Source organism: Nocardioides sp. Bht2 (genome assembly GCF_047308515.1).
In the GTDB taxonomy this organism is placed as follows: Bacteria; Actinomycetota; Actinomycetes; order Propionibacteriales; family Nocardioidaceae; genus Nocardioides.
In genome coordinates this window covers 25,320-45,495 of the sequence record NZ_JBLBWI010000025.1, presented here as the reverse complement: position 1 = coordinate 45,495, position 20,176 = coordinate 25,320, and the positions used below count along the sequence as shown (strand labels likewise).

The following is a 20,176-nucleotide window of genomic DNA, read 5'->3' as shown; positions in this document are numbered from 1 at the left end:
CCCGAGTTGGTCCGCGACAAGACCGGGCCCTCTCCAGGGCCGACTGGGACGTCACCCTGACCCACAAGCACGGCCCTGAAGGCACCGCCTCCGGCACCTCCACCCTCGATGTGGTGGGCGACTCGCTGGACCTGGCAAGGTTCCACGACCTGGTCTGCGAAGAAGCCGAAAAGCTACGCCGCGCAGGCGACGTGGACACGCTCGGGCAACGGAAGGCCAAGGCGCTCGGCTCGATCGCGGAGGCGCAGGACACCCTCGACTTCGGAGGTCTCGACAAGCTCGACCACCGGAAAGACGCCCGGCCCGACGAGGGTCTCGACAAGCTCGACCACCGGAAAGACGCCCGGCCCGACGAGGGTCTCGACAAGCTCGACCACCGGAAAGACGCCCAGTCCGACGAGGGTCTCGACAAGCTCGACCACCGGAAAGATGCCCGGGCCGACGGGGGTCTCGACAAGCTCGACCACCGGGAAGACGCCCGGCCCGACGGGGGTCTCGACAAGCTCGACCACCGGGGTTCCGTTGATCGAGCTTGTCGAGATCAACCCCGCGACGACGACCGGGGGTCTCGACAAGCTCGACCACCGCGACGCGGGCTGCGGATCTTCGTGCACACCACGCTCGCCGACCTGTTCGGTACTGACGACCTCGCGATCGCGGACGCCGACAAGCTCGGCCCCGTGCTGGTCGAGCAACTCACCGATTGGCTCAAGCGCCACGGCTCCATCGCCACCATCACCCCGGTGATCGACCTGAACCGCACGGGTGCCGTGGACCGGCATGACCCACCCGCTTGGATGGCCGAACAGGTCCGTCAACGCGATCCGTACTGCGTCTTCCCGCACTGCACCCGGTCTTCAGCAGATGCGGATCTTGACCACATCACCGCCTACGACGACACGGGTCCACCGGGCCAAACCACGCCCGAGAACCTGGCCCCGCTCGGTAGACGTCACCATCTGGCCAAGACCCATGGCCGATGGCGGTACCAGCGCACCAAAGACGGCAACTACCTGTGGACCGACCACCGCGGACAAACCTGGCTGGTCACCGCCGTCGGCACGATCCGACTGGTCTGAGCCCTCCACAACACGGAGCCCTCCACAACACAGCACACCGCCCCTCTGGTGACGATGTCGTCGCCGGAGGAAGCGGTGTGCTCGATGCTGCGTGAGTCGACCTACGACACCCGCAGCTCGCGGGCCTTGCGAGCCCGGAGGTTCGACCAGGTGGTCGCCACCAGGCCAAGAGCACCGGCAGCCACCCACGGCACCGGCATCAGCCAACGCACCTCATCGTTGTCGACGGTGTCGCTGGTGATCAGCGCCCAGACCACCACCAACCCGGCGAAGGCCACGCCCATCACCAGATGGCCGACGTTGACCGGGTGCCGCCACGAGGTGACGACCGGCTCCGGTTCGATCACGGTGGTCGGCTCCGCGACCGGCGCGGCGACAGGCTCTGCGGCCGGCTCTGCTGCACCAAGCGGTTCGGCGACCGGCTCAACCGGCTCAACCGGTTCCGAGACTGACTCGACCTCCTCAGCAGCCGGCGCATAAGGCAGCCCCGTCACCGGTGCGGTCTCCTCGACCGAGTCGATCGCGTCGTCGGAGCCGTCGTTCTTCGGGTTCTCGTTCATCGTGTCACCACTTCAATCTCGCCGAAGTCGAGGTCGGCGTTGATCTGGATCCGAGGAGCCACCGCGCCCCGGTCCTGGTTGGCGCTGAGGCTGACGCCCCACCCGCTCTGCTGTTGGCCTAGGGCTCGGACCTCACCTCCGCCCGAGACCCGGGCGTCGACGCCCAGGTCCAGGCCGTCGGGCACGATCACCTTGATGCTGCCGAGGTCGCCCTCGAACCGGATGCTCCGGCCGTCCAGACCGTCGAGATCTTCGACCTGGGTCAGGTCGACCACCATCTCGCCGATCCCCATCTCGTAACGGTCCTGGACCGCCGAGGCGCTGGTCGGGGCGTGCCGGATCTGGTCGCCGTCGAAGCGATCCGCCACCGTGGCACCGCCCAGGCAGAGGGCGACGATCAGACCGATCGGGATCAATCCGCCGGCCCGGCCGAAGAACGCGCCGACCAGCAACATCACCGCGACCACACCGAGCGCCAGAGCCGGGTAGGCGGAGCCGGCGACCGAGGCGCCCGCGCCATCGATGATGCCGAGGGTGCCCAGGCTGAGTGCCATCAGGGCCAGGGTGAACCAGAAGAGGATCGGGCCCCGCTTGCGCGGGTCACGGACCCGGTACACCGGAGCCGGCGGCGGCTGCGGGGGCACCTGCTGCTGGTAGCCCGCGTAAGCACTGGCCAGCGCGGCCTGCTTCTGCGATTCGGCGTAGTCACGTGCCCACTCCTGCGGGCTCCGGTAGGGAGTACCGGGCGGAGCCTGAGGAGGAACAGCGCCGGGCGCAGAACCAGGGCCGTATGCAGGGCCAGCCGGGCCCGGACCGAACCCAGACGCAGCCGGGCCAGGTCCAACCGGACCAGGGCCGTGCCCGTACCCGCCCGGCGGCATGAAGCCGTGGTGGACCGCAGTGCGACCGGCGCGACGTCGGTCGCGGTGCCACAGGATCATCCAGGCGATCGCGCCGACCACCACCAGGGGCCAGGCGATCCAGCCGCCAGGGCCCTCGCCGAAGAGGTCGCCGACCATCGCCAAGCCGGCGACCGCGCCGATCACCATCAGCGCGATGCTGCGCGACCGGACATCGAGGTCGATCGGGGCGTCGTTGCGTCCCTCCTCGGGCACCAACAGCCAGCAGGCGCCGTAGACGATCAGGCCCGCGCCGCCGAAGAAGGTCAGCACCACGAAGGCGACCCGGAGGATCACCGGATCGATGTCCAGGTGCCGGGCCAGGCCGCCGGCGACGCCGGCCACGTACTTGTCGTCGACGGTGCGGCGGAGCCGGCCGAGGTCGCGGATCTCTTCGCCGGTGACCCGAGGGCCGCCGTCGTAGTGACTGCCCTCGTGCGGGCCGGGGCCCGCAGGCTGGTGCGGCGCCTCGGGTCCGCCGCCGGGAGTGGTCTCGTTCATGGCACCAAGCCTTCCGGTCGCGACGGCGTCGCACCATCGGGGAGCGCCCTGATTCGGAGCCCCAGAACCCTGATCCGGCTCAGGGGTCTCTCGGGGTAGTTCCTCATGGTTCGGGCCTTCCCGGCTATGTGACGATGAGGTCATCATGACCACACCTTCGTCCGCAGCGCTCGGTCGGGCATCCGGCGCGCCCGGCGCAGCCGGTGCCTCCGCAGCTCGTGACGTCCGGCGTGCCACCCGCAACACCAGCGACACCTATCTGGCCGGAGTCGCCTCCGGTCTGGCCCAGCACCTGGGAGTTCCGGTGCTGTGGGTCCGGCTCGGCTTCGTGCTGACCGCCGTCCTGGGCGGTCTGGGGATCGCGTTCTATGCGGGCCTCTGGCTGGTCCTGCCCACCGACGAACGGTTCGCTGACGACGCCCCCGGTCTGGCCAGTGCCACCCGCACCGGCAAGCGACCGAGCGCGGTCCGGCGGATCGGCGACATCGGTCCGACCATCGCGCTGGCGGCGCTCGCGGTCGGGTTCGTGCTCGCCGCCGAGACCGCCTTCGGGCGCGGTGCCCTCTTCTGGCCGGTGGTGATCGGGATCGGTGGCGTCGCCCTGATCTGGCGCCAGGCCGACGAGGCGCAACGGGACCGTTGGGTAGACACCACCCAGCGGATCGATCCGCTCCGCGCGCTGATCGGTAGTGGTGGCTGGGCGTCGTGGACCCGCCTGATCGCCGGCGGCCTGTTGATCATCGCGGCGCTCATCGTCTTCGCGCTGACCCATGGGCCCGGTAGCGGCGTCAGCGCCGTCGTGGCAGCTGGTCTGCTCAGCATCATCGGGCTCGCCCTCACCGTCGTGCCCTGGCTGATCCGGATGGCCTCGGACCTTGGCGACGAACGCGCCGAGCGGGTCCGCAGCCAGGAGCGCGCCGACATGGCCGCGCATCTGCACGACTCGGTGTTGCAGACCCTGGCGCTGATCCAGAAGAACGCCGCCGACCCGGTCGTGGTCGGTCGCTTGGCGCGCAGCCAGGAACGCGACCTCCGTTCCTGGCTCTTCGCGGAGCAGACCATGCAGGGGGAGACCTTGGCTGCGGCGCTGCGCGCGGTCGCCGCCGAGGTGGAGGACACCCACCACGTGGTCGTCGAGACGGTGACCGTCGGAGACACGCCCCTCAGCGAACGGACCACTCCGGTCGTCGGCGCGGCCCGTGAGGCGATGGCCAACGCGGCCCGCCATGCCGGGGTGCCGAAGATCGACGTCTACGCCGAGGTGACCCCGGAGGCCGTCGAGGTCTACGTGAAGGACCGCGGTGTCGGGTTCGTCCTCGACGACGTCGCCGAGGATCGCCACGGCGTCCGTGGCAGCATCGTGGGACGGATGGAACGCCACGGCGGCCAGGGTGAGATCCGGTCGACGCCCGGTGAGGGCACCGAGGTCGTGTTGAAGATGCCGTTGGAGGAGCAGAAGTGACCACTGTTGTGATCGTCGATGACCACGCCATGTTCCGGGCCGGGGTCCGGGCGGAGTTGCAGGCCCAGCCGGGAGCGCCGGTCCAGGTGCTCGGTGAGGCCGAGGACGTCGCCAGCGCGGTCGCTGCGATCACCGAGCACCGGCCCGAGGTGGTGTTGCTCGACGTCCACCTGCCCGGCGGCGGTGGTATCGAGGTGATGCGACAGCTCAGCACCCACGACGTCCGCTTTCTCGCGCTCTCGGTCTCGGACGCCGCCGAGGACGTGATCGGCACCATCCGCGGCGGCGCGCGAGGCTACGTCACCAAGACGATCACCGGCCCGGAACTGGTCGACGCCGTTGCCCGGGTGGCGGAGGGGGACGCCGTCTTCTCGCCGAGGCTGGCCGGGTTCGTGCTGGACGCCTTCGCCGGTTCGATCGACGTCGCCGCTGTCGATGAGGATCTGGACCGGCTCACCGAACGCGAACGTGAGGTGATGCGGTTGATCGCCCGTGGCTACGCCTACAAAGAGGTGGCCAAGGAGCTCTTCATCTCGGTGAAGACCGTCGAGACCCACATGTCCTCGGTGCTCCGCAAGCTGCAGCTCTCCTCACGTCACGAGCTGACCCGTTGGGCCAGCGACCGCCGTCTGCTCTGAACGGGTCTCGACAGGCTCGACCTCCGGGGTCTCGACGGGCTCGGCCTCCGGAGTCTCGACAGGCTCGACCTCCGGGGTCTCGACGGGCTCGACCTCCGGGGTCCTGACACCCTGTCGGTAAGATGCTGGGCATGGAAACCCTGCGCCTCATCCTGCTCTTCGTGCACATCCTGGGCTTCGCCGCGCTGATCGGCGGACTGCTGGCCCAGAGCAAGACCGCCGACAAGGTCGTCAACGGCCCGATGCGGGACGGCGCGGGTACCGCGTTCCTCGCCGGTCTCGCCCTGGTCGGTGTCCTCGAAGCCGGCGACGGCGACGTCAACCACGCGAAGGTCGGCGTCAAGCTGCTGATCGGCCTGGTCGTCCTCGGCCTGGTGATGGCCAACCTGCGCAAGCCCAAGATCTCCGACGCCCTCTACTGGACCATCCTCGGCCTCTCGGTGGCCAACGTCGCGGTGGCTGTCTTCTGGTCCTCCGCCCACGTCTGAGTCCTGGCCTGAGCCCAGCTTGAGCACGCCCGAAGGGCGGTCCCGCGTCAGCGGGGCCGCCCTTCGGCGTTGGCCCGGGGTCAGGACAGGTGGTGCACCGGCGCCAGGTCGTGCACCGGGGTGGGGATGCCCTCGTAGCGTGCCTTGAGCTGAAGCGCCAGGTAGAGCGAGTAGTGCCGCGACTGGTGCAGATTGCCGCCGTGGAACCAGAGCCCCGGCTGTTGGGTGGGCTTCCACATGTTGCGCTGCTCGCCCTCCCAGGGACCGGGGTCCTTGGTGGTCTCCGATCCGAGTCCCCAGACCTTCCCCACCCGGTCGGCGACCTCCTGGCTGATCAGGTCGGCCGCCCAGCCGTTCATCGAGCCGTAGCCCGTGGCGTAGACGACCAGGTCCGCTTCCAGTTCGGTGCCGTCGGCGAGCACCACGGTGCGCTCGGTGAGGTGGTCGACCTCGCCCTTGGCGAGCTTGACCTCGCCGTCGGCCACCAGCTCCGCGGCACCTACGTCGATGTAGTAGCCGGAGCCGCGACGCAGGTACTTCAGGAAGAGCCCCGAACCGTCGTCGCCCCAGTCCAGGTCGAAGCCGGCCCGCTCCATCCGGTCGTAGAACTCCTGGTCGCGTTCCCGCATCTGCTGATACAGCGGGATCTGGAACTCGTGCATGATCCGGTAGGGGAGCGAGGCGAAGATCAGGTCTGCCTTCTCGGTGGTCACGCCGGCGGCCAATGCCTCCTCCGAGTAGAGCGCGCCGAGCCCGATCTCCATCAGGCTGTCGCTCTTGACGATATGGGTCGAGGAGCGCTGCACCATCGTCACGTCGGCGTCGTGCTCCCAGAGTGCGCCGCAGATGTCGAACGCCGAGTTGTTGGAGCCGATCACGACCACCTTCTTGCCGGCGTAGGCGTCGGGGCCCGGGTGCTGCGAGGAGTGGTGCTGCTCGCCGGCGAAGAGCTCCTGGCCGGGGAAGTTCGGCACGTTCGGCTTCCCGGACATCCCGGTGGCGAGCACCAACTGGCGTGGGTGCAACGTCATCGCGACGCCGTCGCGGTCGATCTCGACGCTCCACTCGCCGCTGGCCTCGTCGTAGCTCGCCTTGGTCGCGGTGGTGCTCGACCAGTACGGCACCTCCATCACCTTGGTGTAGAACTCCAGCCAGTCGGCGACCTTGTCCTTGGGCGCGAAGACCGGCCAGTTCTCGGGGAACTTCAGGTAGGGCAGGTGGTCGTACCAGACCGGGTCGTGCAGGCAGAGCGACTTGTACCGGCTGCGCCACTGATCACCGGGGCGGGCGTAGCGGTCGATCACCAGAGCCGGGACGCCGAGCTGACGAAGTCGCGCGCCCAGGGCGATCCCGCCCTGGCCACCGCCGATCACCAGCACCTCGGGTTGGACGGTGTGGCCCAACGCTTCCTCTTCGGCGGCGCGGCGTTCGGTCCAGGTGGTCCGGTCCTTGCGGGCACCGTGCTCGGCACCCATCGGCCGCCCGCCGCGCAGCGGCTCCTCGTGCCCTTTCAGTTCGTACAGGGTGGTGAGCAGGGTCCACGCGCCTTCGTCGGTCAGCCGGAGCAGACCCCGCCCGCGGCCGACCGCGGTCTCGAAGGTGATCCAGGCGGTGACGACGCCGTCCTCCTCGGTGGGCTCCTCCGAGGTGCGGAAGGTGCTGGGGGAGGCCGCTTCCAGGGTCGCGGTCAGCAGCGAGCGGACGCCGTCGCGGTTCTCGACGGTGGTCAGGTTCCAGGAGAAGGCGACCAGGTCCCGCCAGAAACAGGTCGGTGCGAAGAGTGACGTCGCCCGCTCGACGTCGCCGTCGGTCAATGCGCTCTCGAACGCCGACAGCCACCCGTCGACCCGCTGTTGCGGGCTCGGGGGCGCCTCGGCCGGGCCCTCACTCCCGGTGCGCTCGGTCTGGGGTTCCAGGGTCTGGGTCATCGCTCCGCCTCTCTCGGTTCGTGTGATCCAGCACACAAGAGGTGCCCGGTGGGTGGCGAGGGTTGCAAGGGGTTGCAACGTCGCTGCAACCCAGCACCCGCTCTACTGGGACGATGACAGTCAAGAGCGAGCCGCGTGCCGAGATCCGGGCGTCGTGGAGCCGGGCGCAGGCCAGTGGGATCGACCGCGGCGGTGCCCCGGCGCTGGCGCCCTTGCCTCGTGCCGACGTCGAGCAGCGGCGTGAGGCCAGCCCGCTCGCGCCGCTGGTCCCGGCGATGACCCGGGCGCTCTCCTCGGCACTGGAGGCCGGGCACCTGATGGTGGTCAGCGACGTCGAGGGGCGGGTGCTGTGGCGGATCGGCAGCACCGCGGTCCGTGACGGCGCCGACCGGCTCGGCTTCGTGCCCGGCTCGGCCTGGTCGGAGGGGAACGTGGGGACCAACGCGATCGGCACCGCCCTGGTGCTCGGAGCCCCGGTACTGATCCGCGGCGCGGAGCATTTCGCCCAGTCGCACATCGGCTGGGGCTGCGCGGCCTCCCCGGTCTGCGATCCCGACACCGGCCGGGTGATCGGCGCCGTCGACGTGAGTGGGCCGAGCCGGGGCCTGCACCCCGCCGAGTTGGGCCTGGTCGAGTTGGCGGCCCGGGTGGCCTCCCTGGAGCTCCGCGAGGAGCGGCGGCTGCGTCTCGACCGGCTCCGCGTCCACGCCACGGTGCTGGTCTCGCGGCTCAGCGAGCCCGCGCTCGTCGTCGACCGGCTCGGCCATCCGGCGCTCGCCTCGGGGCTGGTCGCGCCGCACCGGGTACTGCTTCCGGAGCGGATGGAGCCGGGGCGCTGCTGGCTGCCGGTGCTGGGGATGGTGCAGGCCGACCCGCTGCCCGACGGATGGCTGCTGCGGCCCGAGCCGGAGAGCGCAGGAGCCTCCCGCCTGGAGCTCGATCTGCGAGGTGACCCGGTGCTGCGGCTCGACGGCGACGCCGGGGCCTGGGAGCACCGACTCTCGTTGCGTCATGCGGAGCTGCTCTTCGCGCTCGCGTTGGCCGGTTCCCAGGGCCGGAACGCCCGCGACCTTGCCGACGACCTCTTCGCCGACCCCAGCAAGGTGGTCACGGTCCGCGCCGAGCTCTCCCGGCTGCGCCGCACAGCCGGCTCGGTGGTGCTCTCGCAGCCGTACCGGATCGCACCCCAGGTCGCCGTCACGCTCACCTTGCCCGAGGATCGTGGACAGCTGCTCCCGACCTCCAGCGCCCCGGTGGTCACCGCGCTACGTGTCGGCGGTGCCACGTAGGGTTGGCGCCAGCATGGACACACTGTTTCCGATCCCCGCCGGCGCGGGCTCGTCTGGTTCCTCCGGCACGGGTGCGCCCCGCCTGACGGCAGAAGATCTCCTCGAAGGCCTCAACGATCCGCAACGCGCCGCGGTCGTCCACGAAGGGGCGCCGTTGCTCGTCGTCGCGGGTGCTGGTTCGGGCAAGACCCGCGTGCTCACCCGACGGATCGCCTGGCTGATCTCGCAGCGCAAGGCGCACCCCGGCTCGATCCTGGCGATCACCTTCACCAACAAGGCCGCGGCCGAGATGAAGGAGCGGGTCGAGGAGCTGGTCGGTAAGCGGGCACGGATCATGTGGGTCTCCACCTTCCACTCCTCGTGCGTGCGGATCCTGCGCAAGGAGATCGACCGGCTCGGCTACAAGTCCGGCTTCTCGATCTACGACGCCGCCGACTCCAAGCGGTTGATGACCCTGGTCTGCCAGGACCTCAACCTCGACCCGAAGCGGTACCAGCCGCGGGCGGTGCTCAACTGGGTCTCCAACGCGAAGAACGAGCTGAAGGACCCCGAGGAGGCCGCCAAGGACGCCCGGAACGCCTTCGAGGAGGCGTACGCCCAGGCGTACGCGAACTACCAGCGTCGGCTCCGCGAGGCCAACGCGCTCGACTTCGACGACCTGATCATGACGACGGTCCACCTGTTCCAGCAGTTTCCCGACGTCCGCGAGACCTATCGACGCCGTTTCCGGCATGTCCTGGTCGACGAGTACCAGGACACCAACCACGCCCAGTACGCGTTGATCCACCAGCTCTGCGCCGACGACCCGGAGGCCGATGCGCACGCCGACCTCGCCTCCAGCGGAGAGCGTGTACCGCCGGCGGAGCTGATGGTGGTCGGCGACGCCGACCAGTCGATCTACGCCTTCCGTGGCGCGAACATCCGCAACATCCTCGACTTCGAGCAGGATTTCCCCAACGCCACCTCGATCCTGCTGGAGCAGAACTACCGCTCCACCCAGACGATCCTCAACGCCGCCAACGCCGTGATCGGCAACAACGCGGGCCGCAAGGCGAAGCGGCTCTGGTCGGACGCCGGAGACGGCGCCAAGATCGTCGGCTACGTCGCGGACGACGAGCGCGACGAGGCCCGCTTCATCTCCGACGAGATCGACAAGCTCACCGACGACGGCCATGCGCGTGCCGGTGACGTCGCGGTCTTCTACCGGACCAACGCTCAGTCCCGGATCTTCGAGGAGACGTTCATCCGGACCGGCCAGCCCTACAAGGTGGTCGGCGGCACCCGGTTCTACGAGCGCCGCGAGGTCCGCGACGCGATCGCCTACCTGCGGGTACTGCTCAACCCCGCCGACGAGATCTCACTACGACGCATCCTGAACACTCCGAAGCGGGGGATCGGCGACCGCGCCGAGGCCTGCGTGGCGGCGTTCGCGGAGCGCGAGCGGATCACCTTCTTCGAGGCGCTCCAGCGCGCCGACGAGGCCCCCGGCGTGGCGACCCGTTCGCTGAAGTCGATCCAGCCGTTCGCGGCGATGCTCGAGGAGCTCGGGTCGATGGTGGCCGGCGGGGAGCGCCCTGACGTCGTCCTGGAGTCCGTGCTGGACCGCAGTGGCTACCTCGCCGAACTGGAGGCCTCCGAGGACCCGCAGGACGAGACCCGGCTGGAGAACCTGGCCGAGCTCGTCGCGGTGGCGCGGGAGTTCTCCGACGCACCGGTGGCCGGTCCGTCCGCGGACCCGGCCGACGAGGGCGCGACAGTGGCCGGTACCGAGACCCCGGGGCTGGCCGACTTCCTGGAGCGGGTCGCACTGGTCGCCGACGCCGATCAGATCCCGGATGCGCCCGAGGACGGCGCGGACGGCGAGGCGGGCAGCGGCGTGGTCACCCTGATGACCCTGCACACCGCCAAGGGCCTGGAGTTCCCCGTGGTCTTCCTCACCGGCATGGAGGACGGCGTCTTCCCGCACATGCGTGCGTTGGGCGACCGACCCGAGTTGGAGGAGGAGCGTCGCCTGGCCTACGTCGGGCTGACCAGAGCCCGGGAGCGGCTCTACCTGTCCCGTGCCGTGATGCGCTCGGCCTGGGGCGCTCCGGCGCACAACCCGGCGTCGAGGTTCCTCGACGAGCTCCCGGTCGACCTGATCGACTGGCGCCGCACCGCCGCCGAACAGACCAGTTGGAACCGTTCGGACTACTCCGGCAATTCGCGCGTCGACTTCAGCTCGCCGACCGCTGCCGGGCGCCGCAACTTCGGTGCCGCGGCAGCGCGGGTCGACGCCGCCAGCAAGGCCAAGAAGTCGCGGGCCATCCCGTCGCTGGTCGCCGGCGACCGGGTCGTCCACGACTCCTTCGGGATGGGCACCGTGGTCGCCGTCGAGGGTGCCGCGGAGAAGTCGGTCGCCTCGATCGACTTCGGCTCCGAGGGTGTGAAGCGGCTGTTGCTCCGCTACGCCCCCGTTGAGAAGCTCTGAGAGGCCCACGGCAGGCGCTGCGCCGTCGTCGTCGGTCTGGAGTACCTGAGATGCAAGGAGCCCCGTCCGAATCGGACGGGGCTCCTTGCGTTACTAGGTGAGCGTCGGGCTCAGGGGCGGACGCCGTTGGCGATCAGCGCCGCCATCGGGTCGACAGGGTCACCGGCACCGGGGCGAACCTCGAGGTGCATGTGCGGGCCGGTGCTGTTGCCGGTGCTGCCGACGTAGCCGATCAGTTCGCCGGCCCGGACCGTGTCGCCGACCGAGACCGCGTAGCCGGAGAGGTGGCAGAACCACAGCTCGGTGCCGTCGTCGGTGGTGAGGATGATCTGGTTGCCGTAGGCGCCCGCGTACTCCGCGGAGGTGATGGTGCCGTTGGCGACCGCCATCACCGGGGTACCGGTGGGGGCGGCGAAGTCGAGGCCGGTGTGGTTGCGCGACCAGTTGCCGCCAGCCTGGCCGAAGGTGGCGGTGAGCCGGTAGCTGGCCAGCGGCAGGTGCCACAGGTTGAGCTCGACGGCGTCGCGGTGCTTCTCGGCGGTGGCGGCGAGCTTCGCCAGCTCGGCGTTGCGCTGCTCGGCGGCGGCCTCGGCGGCGGCTTCGAGCTCCTGGGTGGTGGCGTCCTCGAGAGCGTCGCGCCGCGAGTCGCGGGAGATCGCCTCGGTGCGCTGGGCCCGCGAGGTGCTGGCCGAGATGGCGCTCTGGCCGGAGAGTGCGCTGGCCTGGAGCTGGATCGGGGTGTTGGCTGCGGCGCTACCGGCGACGTCAGCCTGGCTGACGGTGATCGCTCCGGTGGCGGAGACGGCGAGCGCTGCGACACCGACCAGAACGGCCGGGGAGGGCATCGCCTTGAGGATCGGGGAGCGGGTGGACTCGGGCTTCGCTGCCCGGCGCTTCCCGCCTACGTAAGGGGTCTCCTGCGCTGGAGCCGTCGTCCCCGCCACTGCGGACCGAGTGCCGCGACGAGGTGCTCGATGGTTGCCCATGCAGAAAAATCCCTGTGTTCGGTGGTCGTAAGCCTCACAGACTGTAACGGACCCCCGAAGGCCTTAGAAATCTGCGTCCCACGATTGTGGAGGAGCTCATCCCCAAAAGTGGGGGAATTGGGCGAAAACGTCGGGTGTGTCGGTGCCTCACGCGTGACCAGCCTCTCGGCGGTCTAGTCCCGCAGAGTCACCCCCGCATTAGTTCCTGCAGCTAAGGGCGGACTAAGGTGCGAGAGGATTTCCCGCGGCTGGGATGCCACTCGGCCGTAGCGAACAGCAATCGAAGGAATCAGACACGTGGACCTGATGGAGTACCAGGCAAAGGAACTCTTTGCCAAGCACGGCGTTGCGACCACGCTCGGCGTGGTTGTTGAGACCGCCGAGGAAGCCAAGGCAGCTGCCGAGCAGATCGGCGGCGTCACTGTCGTCAAGGCTCAGGTCAAGGCCGGTGGCCGTGGCAAGGCGGGTGGCGTCAAGATCGCCAAGACCGCCGATGAGGCGTTCGAGTACGCGTCCAACATCCTGGGCATGGAGATCAAGGGCCTGACGGTTAACCGCGTCCTGGTCACCCCGGCCACCCCGCCGGTGGAGGAGTACTACTTCTCCTTCCTGCTGGACCGCGCCAACCGCTCGCACCTGTGCATCGCTTCGGTCGAGGGTGGTGTGGAGATCGAGGAGGTCGCCAAGACCAACCCCGAGGCTGTCCGCCAGATCCCGATCAACGCCCTTGAGGGTGTGACCCCGGAGAAGGCTGCCGCGATCGTCGACGAGGCCAAGTTCCCGGCCGAGCTGCGCGACCAGGCCATCGAGATGGTCCAGAAGCTCTGGAAGGTCTACGTCGAGGAAGACGCCACCCTGGTGGAGGTCAACCCGCTGGCCCGCCTCGCTGGCGACAAGCTCGAGGCACTCGACGGCAAGGTCTCGCTCGACGAGAACGCCTCCGAGGTCCGCCACCCCGACCACGAGCAGTTCGAGATCAGCGAGGAGGCCGACCCGCTCGAGGCGAAGGCCAAGGCGCTCGGCCTGAACTACGTCAAGCTCGACGGTGCCGTCGGCATCATCGGTAACGGTGCCGGTCTGGTCATGTCGACCCTGGACGTCGTCGCGTACGCCGGTGAGAACCACGGCGGCGTGAAGCCGGCCAACTTCCTCGACATCGGCGGCGGCGCCAACGCCGAGGTGATGGCGAACGGTCTCGACGTGATCCTGAACGACGAGCAGGTCAAGTCCGTGTTCGTCAACGTCTTCGGTGGCATCACCGCATGCGACGAGGTCGCCAACGGCATCAAGGGCGCTCTCGAGCTCCTCGGTGACAAGGCCACCAAGCCGCTGGTCGTCCGTCTCGACGGCAACAACGTCGAAGAGGGTCGTGCGATCCTCAACGCCCTGAACCACCCGCTGGTGACGCAGGTCGACACGATGGATGGCGCGGCCGACAAGGCCGCTGAGCTGGCGAACGCCTGAATCTAGGAGACTTTGAAATGACGATTTACCTGAACAAGGACTCCAAGATCATCGTCCAGGGCATCACCGGTGGGATGGGCTCCAAGCACACCAACCTGATGCTCCAGGCCGACGCCAACATCGTGGGTGGCGTGAACGCCCGCAAGGCCGGCACCACCGTTGAGCTCAACGGCAAGGAGCTCCCGGTCTTCGGCACCGTCGAAGAGGCCATGGCCGCCACCGGCGCCAACGTCTCGGTCGCCTTCGTGCCGCCGGCCTTCACCAAGGCCGCCTGCCTCGAGGCCATCGACGCCGAGATCCCGCTCCTGGTGGTCATCACCGAGGGCGTCCCGGTCCAGGACACCGCCGAGGTCTTCGCGTACCTCGACGGCAAGAAGACCCGGATGATCGGCCCGAACTGCCCCGGCATCATCTCGCCGGAGGAGTCGCTGGCCGGCATCACCCCGCACACCATCGCGGGCAAGGGCCCCATCGGTCTGGTCTCGAAGTCGGGCACCCTGACCTACCAGATGATGTACGAGCTGCGTGACTTCGGCTTCACCACCGCCATCGGCATCGGTGGAGACCCGATCATCGGCACCACGCACATCGACGCTCTCGAGGCCTTCGAGAACGACCCGGAGACCAAGGCGATCGTGATGATCGGCGAGATCGGCGGCGACGCCGAGGAGCGCGCTGCCGCTTACATCGCCGAGCACGTGACCAAGCCGGTCGTCGGCTACGTCGCTGGCTTCACCGCCCCGGAGGGCAAGACCATGGGCCACGCCGGCGCCATCGTCTCCGGCTCCTCGGGCACCGCGCAGGCGAAGAAGGAGGCCCTCGAGGCCGCCGGTGTCAAGGTCGGCAAGACGCCGTCCGAGACCGCTGAGCTCATGCGCGAGATCATGAAGAACCTCTGATCTGACTGATCACCACAACAGCCCCCGGCCAACTGGTCGGGGGCTGTTGCGTTCTCGGTCCAGGGCCGCTCAGCACCCCTGCTCGGTGAACGCACAGAGCAGCGGGGCGACGAGGTCGCCGGACCGGTCGAGGCCGATCAGGCCGCCACCGACGGTGTCGGTACTCCACTCGCCGCCCTGCATCATCACCAGCAGCGAGCGCCCGAACCGGCTGACCCGGAAGAGCGAGCCGCCCAGCCCTTCGGTCGGCGTCTCGGAGAAGACCAGGCTCTCCGGGTTGCCGGAGCCGAAGACCTGCCAGGTGCGCTCGGAGGTGACCGATCCCTCGACGTTGATCGTCTCGTTGGGGCAGTCGCTGACCACCCGGAAGAGAGCCTCGAAGGTCTCCTTCGCCGCCTCAGCATCGCGGTAGGCGATCACCTGGCGCAGTTCGAAGAACTCCGGTCCGCTGTTGCTTGCCAGCAGTCGCCCGGTCGGCAGGTGTTCCTGGCTGAGCAGCGGCCGGCCACAGGCCAACATCTGGTCGACCCCCTCCAGATCGGCCGCAGGCCCCACCTGCTCGCCGCCGTCGCCGGAGAGGTCGGTGAAGCCGCGGGTCAGATCCAGATCGCCGATGTCGCCCTGGCCGACTTCGGCCGAAGCGGGCGGCTCTTCGAGCTTGTAGGGCCGCTGCAGATCCGCGGCCTCGCGCAGGGTGACGAAGAGCGACATCTTGTTGACCAGCTCGGCCAGGGCGTCCCGCGTGGTGACGGCCAGCTCCGGCGTGCCCGGGCCACCAGGCGCGTTCGCGGAGAACGAGCTGGTGACCAGGAGCGCGTTGCCCGCGGTCACCGCATGGACCACCTCGGTGCTGGCGACGGTGCCTGGGCGCGCCGGGAACACCTCGGTGACCGTGCTCCAGGTCGCGTCGTCGCCGGACGGCTGGACCCTCACCGTGCCGGAGTCCTTCGGGTCACCGCCGGTGCAGTCGGAGGCGGCAGCCACGATCGCGGCGCGAGCAGTGTCCGCCGCCTTCGCGTCGTCGAGCAGGTAGAGGGTCCGGGTGCTGGTGACGGTGCTGTCCTGGACCGCGGCGGTGCGCACATCGCTGTGCGGCAACCCCGCAAGTGGCGTCGTCCCGCAGTAGTCGAGGTCCGACAGCCCTGCGGCGTCGGTGACCTTCGCCGCGGTGAGGCCGACGTCGAGGGGGAAGTCGTCCGGGATGGCGGTGAGCTGCTGCGGGGGCCGGGTTGCCGGGGGAGCGACGGCGTCGTCCTTGCCGCCGGTGGCCAGGACCGCACCGGTCGAGGCGATCACCGCCACCGCAGCGGCTACCGCCACCGCGCCACCCAGCTGACGGCGGCGACGGCGCTGATCGCCACGGCGACGTACCTCGGTGGCGTCGAGGTGGGGGACGGGCGGGGTCGCGAAGTTCTCCAGTTCGCGGATCGGATCAGACATGAGCTGCTCCTTGGGTGGGTCCGGCGTCGGCGTCGAGAAGTGCCGCCAAGGCGGTGCGGCCGCGATGCAGGCGGGCCTTGACGGTGCCGGGTGGTACCCCGGTCTCGTCGGCGACCTGCTGCACCGAGAGGTCGCAGAGGTGATGCAGCACAAGCGCGCGGCGCTGGCTCTCCGGAAGCTGTTTCAAGGCCGCGATCAGGGCTACCCGGTTCACATCGGGCCCGGCGGCGTCGTCGCCGTGCTGCAACGCGCGGTCGGGTGCCCGACGGGCCAGCTTCACCCTCCGCCACCGGCTGACCGCCAGGCGGTAGGCGGTGGTTCTGATCCAGGCGTCCGGATGCGTGACCTCCCCGAATTGCTTACGCCGGCTCCAGGCCCGGATGAACGCCTCCTGGACGCACTCCTGGGCCTCGTCGCGATTCCCGATCATCGCGTGGAGCTGGCCGGTCAGCCGACTGAAGGATGCGTTGTAGAACGCATCGAACTCTTCCTCGGTCATCCCCACCTCCTTGAACTCATCTCGACGGGGAGACGCGCGGGGGAGCAGTCCGGTTGCGTCGACGCGCGAGAATCCTTCAGGAGACTCCGGCTGTTACTCGTCGCCCTGGAAGGAGAAGGAGCGGAGCCGGTCACCGGCGAACCAGACCGCCCCGACGGTGGCGGCGACCGAGGCGAGCAGGGCCCACCACAGAGCGAGGTCGCTGTTGCTGATCGCGGAGTCGAGTTCTTGGCCCACCCGCTGGCCCCACTGGGCGACGCTGAGGGTGGCGATCCCGGAGAAGATGCTGCCGAGTGTGCCTTCCCAGATCAGGATGTAGAGCAGCCCGAAGACCACCGCATGCCGACTCAGCGTGCTCAGCGCCAGGAACAGCGCGGTGTAGACGATCCCGCTGACCACCGTGCTCACCCACAACGCCACCGACATCGAGGGTTCGTCGGTACGGACCACGATGCCGACGAGCAGGATCGGCAAGGTGCCCACAGTGAGGACGGCGGCGACGGCGACCAGGTACTTGCTGAGTGCCACACTGTGCCGCGAGATCGGTTTGGCCAGCAGGTAGACGATCGAGCCGTCGTCGACCTCCGGGCCCATCACCGAACTCGCCGCGATCAGCGCCAGCAGGGGCAGGACCAGTGACGGTCCCATCCCGTCGAGGGTCTCCCACGCGGCGACCTGGTCGTCGGTCAGGACGCGGATCAGCACCACGAGCGCGGCCAGACCGATCGGGAAGATCAGCAGTAGCCAGAACCGGCGGCTCCCGATCAGGGCCTGCAGGGCCAGCCGGGCGATGGTCGCGTTCATCGGGCCACCAGGTAGGAGAAGACGCTCTCCAGGGATTCGTCGCTGGGCGAGACCTCCCAGAGTGCGATGTCGTCGTGGCGTGCCCACTGCGGCAGGCCGTGGGCGAAGGCGCCGAGATCGGAGACCTCGACGTCGATGCCGTCGTCGCCGGAGAACCGGACCGCCTGCACCGCCGACTGGGCGACCAGCACCCGGGCCAGCGCCCGACTGTCGCTGGAGCGCAGGAAGTAGCGCACCGGCCGATCGGTCATCAGCCGACGGATCGCGCCGAAGTCGCCCGAGGCGGCATGGCGGCCCGAGACGACGACCTCGATGTGCCGGGCGAGCCGCTCGACCTCCTCGAGGATGTGCGAGCTGAAGACGATCGTGTTGCCGGCGTCGCCGAGGCGGTGGAGGAGGTCCATCAGCTGCATCCGTTGGCGAGGATCGACGCCGTTGAACGGCTCGTCGAGCAGCATCACCCGGGGCTCGTGGACGAGGGCGGCGGCGATCTTGATCCGCTGCCGCATGCCCTTGGAGTAGGTGTCGATGCGGCGTTCGGCAGGCTCGGTCATCTCGACCCGGGCGAGCGCCCGATCGGTGGCTGCGGCGACGTCGGGCAGCCGGTGCAGTTCGGCGTTCGCCCGCACGAACTGGCGACCGGTGAGGTAGCCGAAGCTGATCTCCCGCTCCGGGACCAGACCGAGAAGCCGGTAGATCTCGGTGTTGCGCCATACCGGCACGCCGTCCAGTGTCACCGTGCCCGCCGACGGCGCCAGGAAGCCGGACATCATCGCCATCAGGGTGGTCTTGCCGGCACCGTTGGGTCCGAGCAGTCCGGTGACGCCGGGGCCGATGGTCATCGTCACGTCGTTGACCGCGACCACGTTGCCGAACCAACGCGAGACCTTGTCGAGCACCAACTCACTCATCAGCGACCTGCCTTCCGGAAGCGGACCACCAACAGTGTCAGGGTGCCGAGCACGACCGCTGCGATCGCGATCAGGTAGAGGGCGACCATCGGCGCACCGTGCGGCGGGGTGATCACCCGGACGCCGGCGTCCATCGCACTGGCCAGGCCGTTGACCAGCGACCACGGCGAGAAGAGGCCGGCGAACTCGCCGACCCGGCGCGAACCGGTCTCGTCGGCGATCGCCTGGACGATCGAGACGCCGGAGCTGAGTACCACCAGCGCCAGGATCGAGCCGACCACCGCGAAGCCGCGGCGTAGCGCGTAGCTCGCGATCAGACCGGTGATGCCGGCTAGCATCACCGCGAGCAGGAACGTGAGCGGTACCGACTTGAGGAACTGGCTGAGCTCGTGGCTGACGTCGAGGTCGGCGATCAGGCCGCCGCCGAGCAGCAGCAGTTGCGGGATCAGGATGAAGATCAGACAGGCGGTGGCCAACGATGCCCACCGGACCACTGCCAACACGGCGGGGCTGAGCGGCCGGGCCAGGTACAGCACGATCGAGCGGGAGCGCAGATCGCGGGAGAAGAGCACCGGGGCCTGGGCGGCGGCGAAGATGCTGATCAGCACCTGCACCTGGTTGGTGTAGTCGGCGTAGCTGACCAACGCCTCACTGGCTCCGGTCACGGCGAGGACGCCGATCAGGATCACCGCCGGCAGCAGGGTGAAGGCCCCGAGCACGATCGGCAGCACCTTGGAGCGCCCGGAGCGGCCGATCCCGAAGGCGTGCCGCAGGCCGGTCAGGTAGAGCGAGAGAGCGATCTTGGCGTTCGACTCGCGGGGACCGGAGTAGCAACGGTAGCCGATGTCGTGGATGACTCCGGCCGCGCGGGGCGGTGGCTGACGTTCAGACATGGTGCGCCCCCTCGGTGAAGACGTCCTCCAAGTGGCCCTGATCGGCCTGGACCCGGACCAGCGCCAGACCGAGATCGGCGACCGTGTCGCGGACCAGCCGGTGCACGTCGAGCCCGTCGGGTGCCGGGTCGATGGTGACCATCGCGCCCCGTGGGCGGCAGGTGAGACCGGCCTCGGCGAGCGCGTTGCCGAGCTGGTCACGCTCCACATCGCCGCCCAGCACCTCGACCAGCAGGGCGCCGGTGGCGTCGAGGAACTGACTGGTGGCCGAGGAGCGGAGCAGATGGCCGCCGTCGAGGATCACCACGTAGTCGCTGATCTTCTCCAGCTCTCCCAGCAGGTGGGAGGTGACCAGGACCGGGATACCGAAGTCGGTGCCGATCCGGCGGACCAGGGTCAGCATCTCCAGCCGCGACGCCGGGTCGAGGCCGTTGGTCGGCTCGTCGAGGAAGACCAGCGACGGGTCGTGCACCAACGCCTGGGCGAGCTTGGCGCGCTGCTTCATGCCTGTCGAGTAGCCGCCCAACAGGCGGTACCGCTCCTCGTCGAGGCCGACCAGACGCAGGATGTCGGCGGCCCGCTCCCGCGCAGCGGCCGCAGGCAGCCCGGACATCCGGGCCAGATGGACCACGAACTCGCTGGCGTTCACATCGGGCGGCAGGCAGTCGTGTTCGGGCATGTAGCCGACGACGCGCCGGATCTCGTCCGAGGCGGTGGCGACGTCGTGGCCCAGCACCCGGGCGCTTCCCGCGCTCGGCTCCTGGAGGCCCAGCAGGATCTTGATCAGCGTCGACTTGCCGGCACCGTTGGCGCCGACCAAGCCGGTCACGCCGCCGCCGATCTCCAGGCTGAGCTCGTGCAGGGCGACCACGCGCCCGTAGTCCATGGTGAGACCAGCCGTGCTGATCACCGGGTCGATCATCGAGGTTGACGCCGTCTCCGCGCTCACGCCGTCAACCTACACGG

The 20,176-nt window shown here is 69.2% G+C and carries 18 protein-coding genes; 8 read left to right on the top strand and 10 right to left on the bottom strand.

From position 1 onward, the window contains the following. A partial coding sequence (locus tag ACLM5J_RS20045) for an HNH endonuclease signature motif containing protein (protein WP_413658446.1) occupies positions 1–1,079 on the top strand: 1,079 nt, incomplete at its 5' end. A gap of 101 nt (positions 1,080–1,180) precedes the next feature. On the opposite strand, the gene ACLM5J_RS20040 is transcribed toward ACLM5J_RS20045, so the two are convergent. Beyond that, a complete protein-coding gene (locus tag ACLM5J_RS20040) occupies positions 1,181–1,639 on the bottom strand; it encodes a hypothetical protein (protein ID WP_413658445.1) in 459 nt (152 codons plus the stop codon). Further along, positions 1,636–3,039 (bottom strand): PspC domain-containing protein, encoded by a 1,404-nt coding sequence (locus tag ACLM5J_RS20035; RefSeq protein WP_413658444.1) that lies wholly within the window; start codon positions 3,037–3,039, stop codon positions 1,636–1,638. The genes ACLM5J_RS20040 and ACLM5J_RS20035 overlap by 4 nt, the downstream gene beginning before the upstream one ends. A 145-nt stretch (positions 3,040–3,184) precedes the next feature. Between ACLM5J_RS20035 and ACLM5J_RS20030 the strand changes: the two genes are divergently transcribed. The 3 genes from ACLM5J_RS20030 (at position 3,185) to ACLM5J_RS20020 (ending at position 5,627) form a co-directional block, all read left to right on the top strand. After that, on the top strand, positions 3,185–4,501 hold the full coding sequence (locus ACLM5J_RS20030) for a PspC domain-containing protein (RefSeq protein WP_413658443.1): 1,317 nt from the start codon (positions 3,185–3,187) through the stop codon (positions 4,499–4,501). Continuing rightward, positions 4,498–5,139, top strand: coding sequence for a LuxR C-terminal-related transcriptional regulator (locus ACLM5J_RS20025; RefSeq protein WP_413658442.1), 642 nt, complete (start codon positions 4,498–4,500; stop codon positions 5,137–5,139). Before ACLM5J_RS20030 ends, ACLM5J_RS20025 begins: the two co-directional genes overlap by 4 nt. 131 nt (positions 5,140–5,270) lie before the next feature. Next, complete coding sequence (locus tag ACLM5J_RS20020) at positions 5,271–5,627, top strand: hypothetical protein (RefSeq protein ID WP_413658441.1); 357 nt, start codon at positions 5,271–5,273, stop codon at positions 5,625–5,627. An 80-nt stretch (positions 5,628–5,707) separates the two neighbouring features. Here ACLM5J_RS20020 and ACLM5J_RS20015 read toward each other — a convergent pair whose 3' ends face one another. Then, positions 5,708–7,555, bottom strand: a complete 1,848-nt coding sequence (locus tag ACLM5J_RS20015; protein ID WP_413658440.1) for an NAD(P)/FAD-dependent oxidoreductase — start codon at positions 7,553–7,555, stop codon at positions 5,708–5,710. Between the two features lie 113 nt (positions 7,556–7,668). On the opposite strand from ACLM5J_RS20015, the gene ACLM5J_RS20010 reads away from it, so the two are divergent. Next, positions 7,669–8,844 (top strand): GAF domain-containing protein, encoded by a 1,176-nt coding sequence (locus ACLM5J_RS20010; RefSeq protein WP_413658439.1) that lies wholly within the window; start codon positions 7,669–7,671, stop codon positions 8,842–8,844. A gap of 13 nt (positions 8,845–8,857) precedes the next feature. Further along, positions 8,858–11,314 carry a DNA helicase PcrA gene (gene pcrA, locus ACLM5J_RS20005; RefSeq protein WP_413658438.1) on the top strand — a complete coding sequence of 819 codons (2,457 nt, stop codon included), beginning with the start codon at positions 8,858–8,860 and terminating at the stop codon, positions 11,312–11,314. Positions 11,315–11,424: 110 nt separating this feature from the next. Here the strand turns inward: pcrA and ACLM5J_RS20000 are convergent, their stop codons facing one another. After that, positions 11,425–12,300, bottom strand: a complete 876-nt coding sequence (locus tag ACLM5J_RS20000; protein WP_413658437.1) for a M23 family metallopeptidase — start codon at positions 12,298–12,300, stop codon at positions 11,425–11,427. Positions 12,301–12,597: 297 nt separating this feature from the next. Here ACLM5J_RS20000 and sucC point away from each other — a divergent pair, with 297 nt between their 5' ends. Beyond that, entirely contained in the window at positions 12,598–13,764 is a 1,167-nt protein-coding gene (gene sucC, locus ACLM5J_RS19995; RefSeq protein WP_413658436.1) for an ADP-forming succinate--CoA ligase subunit beta, read from the top strand. Between the two features lie 17 nt (positions 13,765–13,781). After that, positions 13,782–14,663, top strand: coding sequence for a succinate--CoA ligase subunit alpha (gene sucD / locus ACLM5J_RS19990; RefSeq protein ID WP_413658435.1), 882 nt, complete (start codon positions 13,782–13,784; stop codon positions 14,661–14,663). Positions 14,664–14,732: 69 nt separating this feature from the next. Here sucD and ACLM5J_RS19985 read toward each other — a convergent pair whose 3' ends face one another. From ACLM5J_RS19985 to ACLM5J_RS19960, 6 genes are all read right to left on the bottom strand, one after another. After that, on the bottom strand, positions 14,733–16,103 hold the full coding sequence (locus ACLM5J_RS19985) for a hypothetical protein (protein ID WP_413658434.1): 1,371 nt from the start codon (positions 16,101–16,103) through the stop codon (positions 14,733–14,735). After that, a complete protein-coding gene (locus ACLM5J_RS19980; RefSeq protein WP_413658433.1) occupies positions 16,096–16,602 on the bottom strand; it encodes a SigE family RNA polymerase sigma factor in 507 nt (168 codons plus the stop codon). Before ACLM5J_RS19980 ends, ACLM5J_RS19985 begins: the two co-directional genes overlap by 8 nt. A gap of 93 nt (positions 16,603–16,695) precedes the next feature. Then, the gene (locus ACLM5J_RS19975; RefSeq protein ID WP_413658432.1) at positions 16,696–17,406 is read right to left on the bottom strand and encodes an ABC transporter permease; all 711 of its coding nucleotides are present in this window, start codon (positions 17,404–17,406) and stop codon (positions 16,696–16,698) included. Further along, positions 17,403–18,317 carry an ABC transporter ATP-binding protein gene (locus tag ACLM5J_RS19970; RefSeq protein ID WP_413658431.1) on the bottom strand — a complete coding sequence of 305 codons (915 nt, stop codon included), beginning with the start codon at positions 18,315–18,317 and terminating at the stop codon, positions 17,403–17,405. Before ACLM5J_RS19970 ends, ACLM5J_RS19975 begins: the two co-directional genes overlap by 4 nt. Beyond that, positions 18,317–19,210, bottom strand: coding sequence for an ABC transporter permease (locus ACLM5J_RS19965; protein ID WP_413658430.1), 894 nt, complete (start codon positions 19,208–19,210; stop codon positions 18,317–18,319). Before ACLM5J_RS19965 ends, ACLM5J_RS19970 begins: the two co-directional genes overlap by 1 nt. Further along, the gene (locus tag ACLM5J_RS19960; protein WP_413658429.1) at positions 19,203–20,159 is read right to left on the bottom strand and encodes an ABC transporter ATP-binding protein; all 957 of its coding nucleotides are present in this window, start codon (positions 20,157–20,159) and stop codon (positions 19,203–19,205) included. Before ACLM5J_RS19960 ends, ACLM5J_RS19965 begins: the two co-directional genes overlap by 8 nt. Positions 20,160–20,176: the final 17 nt, after the last annotated feature.

Bases quoted from the DNA above. Each gene is read 5' to 3' on its own strand.
- ACLM5J_RS20035 (WP_413658444.1), bottom strand. From the start codon at position 3,039: ATGAACGAGACCACTCCCGGCGGCGGACCCGAGGCGCCGCACCAGCCT.
- ACLM5J_RS19975 (WP_413658432.1), bottom strand. From the start codon at position 17,406: ATGAACGCGACCATCGCCCGGCTGGCCCTGCAGGCCCTGATCGGGAGC.
- ACLM5J_RS20030 (WP_413658443.1), top strand. From the start codon at position 3,185: ATGACCACACCTTCGTCCGCAGCGCTCGGTCGGGCATCCGGCGCGCCC.
- pcrA (WP_413658438.1), top strand. From the start codon at position 8,858: ATGGACACACTGTTTCCGATCCCCGCCGGCGCGGGCTCGTCTGGTTCC.
- ACLM5J_RS20000 (WP_413658437.1), bottom strand. From the start codon at position 12,300: ATGGGCAACCATCGAGCACCTCGTCGCGGCACTCGGTCCGCAGTGGCG.
- ACLM5J_RS20040 (WP_413658445.1), bottom strand. From the start codon at position 1,639: ATGAACGAGAACCCGAAGAACGACGGCTCCGACGACGCGATCGACTCG.
- ACLM5J_RS20015 (WP_413658440.1), bottom strand. From the start codon at position 7,555: ATGACCCAGACCCTGGAACCCCAGACCGAGCGCACCGGGAGTGAGGGC.
- ACLM5J_RS19985 (WP_413658434.1), bottom strand. From the start codon at position 16,103: ATGTCTGATCCGATCCGCGAACTGGAGAACTTCGCGACCCCGCCCGTC.
- ACLM5J_RS19980 (WP_413658433.1), bottom strand. From the start codon at position 16,602: ATGACCGAGGAAGAGTTCGATGCGTTCTACAACGCATCCTTCAGTCGG.
- ACLM5J_RS20020 (WP_413658441.1), top strand. From the start codon at position 5,271: ATGGAAACCCTGCGCCTCATCCTGCTCTTCGTGCACATCCTGGGCTTC.
- ACLM5J_RS19965 (WP_413658430.1), bottom strand. From the start codon at position 19,210: ATGTCTGAACGTCAGCCACCGCCCCGCGCGGCCGGAGTCATCCACGAC.
- ACLM5J_RS20010 (WP_413658439.1), top strand. From the start codon at position 7,669: ATGACAGTCAAGAGCGAGCCGCGTGCCGAGATCCGGGCGTCGTGGAGC.
- sucD (WP_413658435.1), top strand. From the start codon at position 13,782: ATGACGATTTACCTGAACAAGGACTCCAAGATCATCGTCCAGGGCATC.
- ACLM5J_RS19970 (WP_413658431.1), bottom strand. From the start codon at position 18,317: ATGAGTGAGTTGGTGCTCGACAAGGTCTCGCGTTGGTTCGGCAACGTG.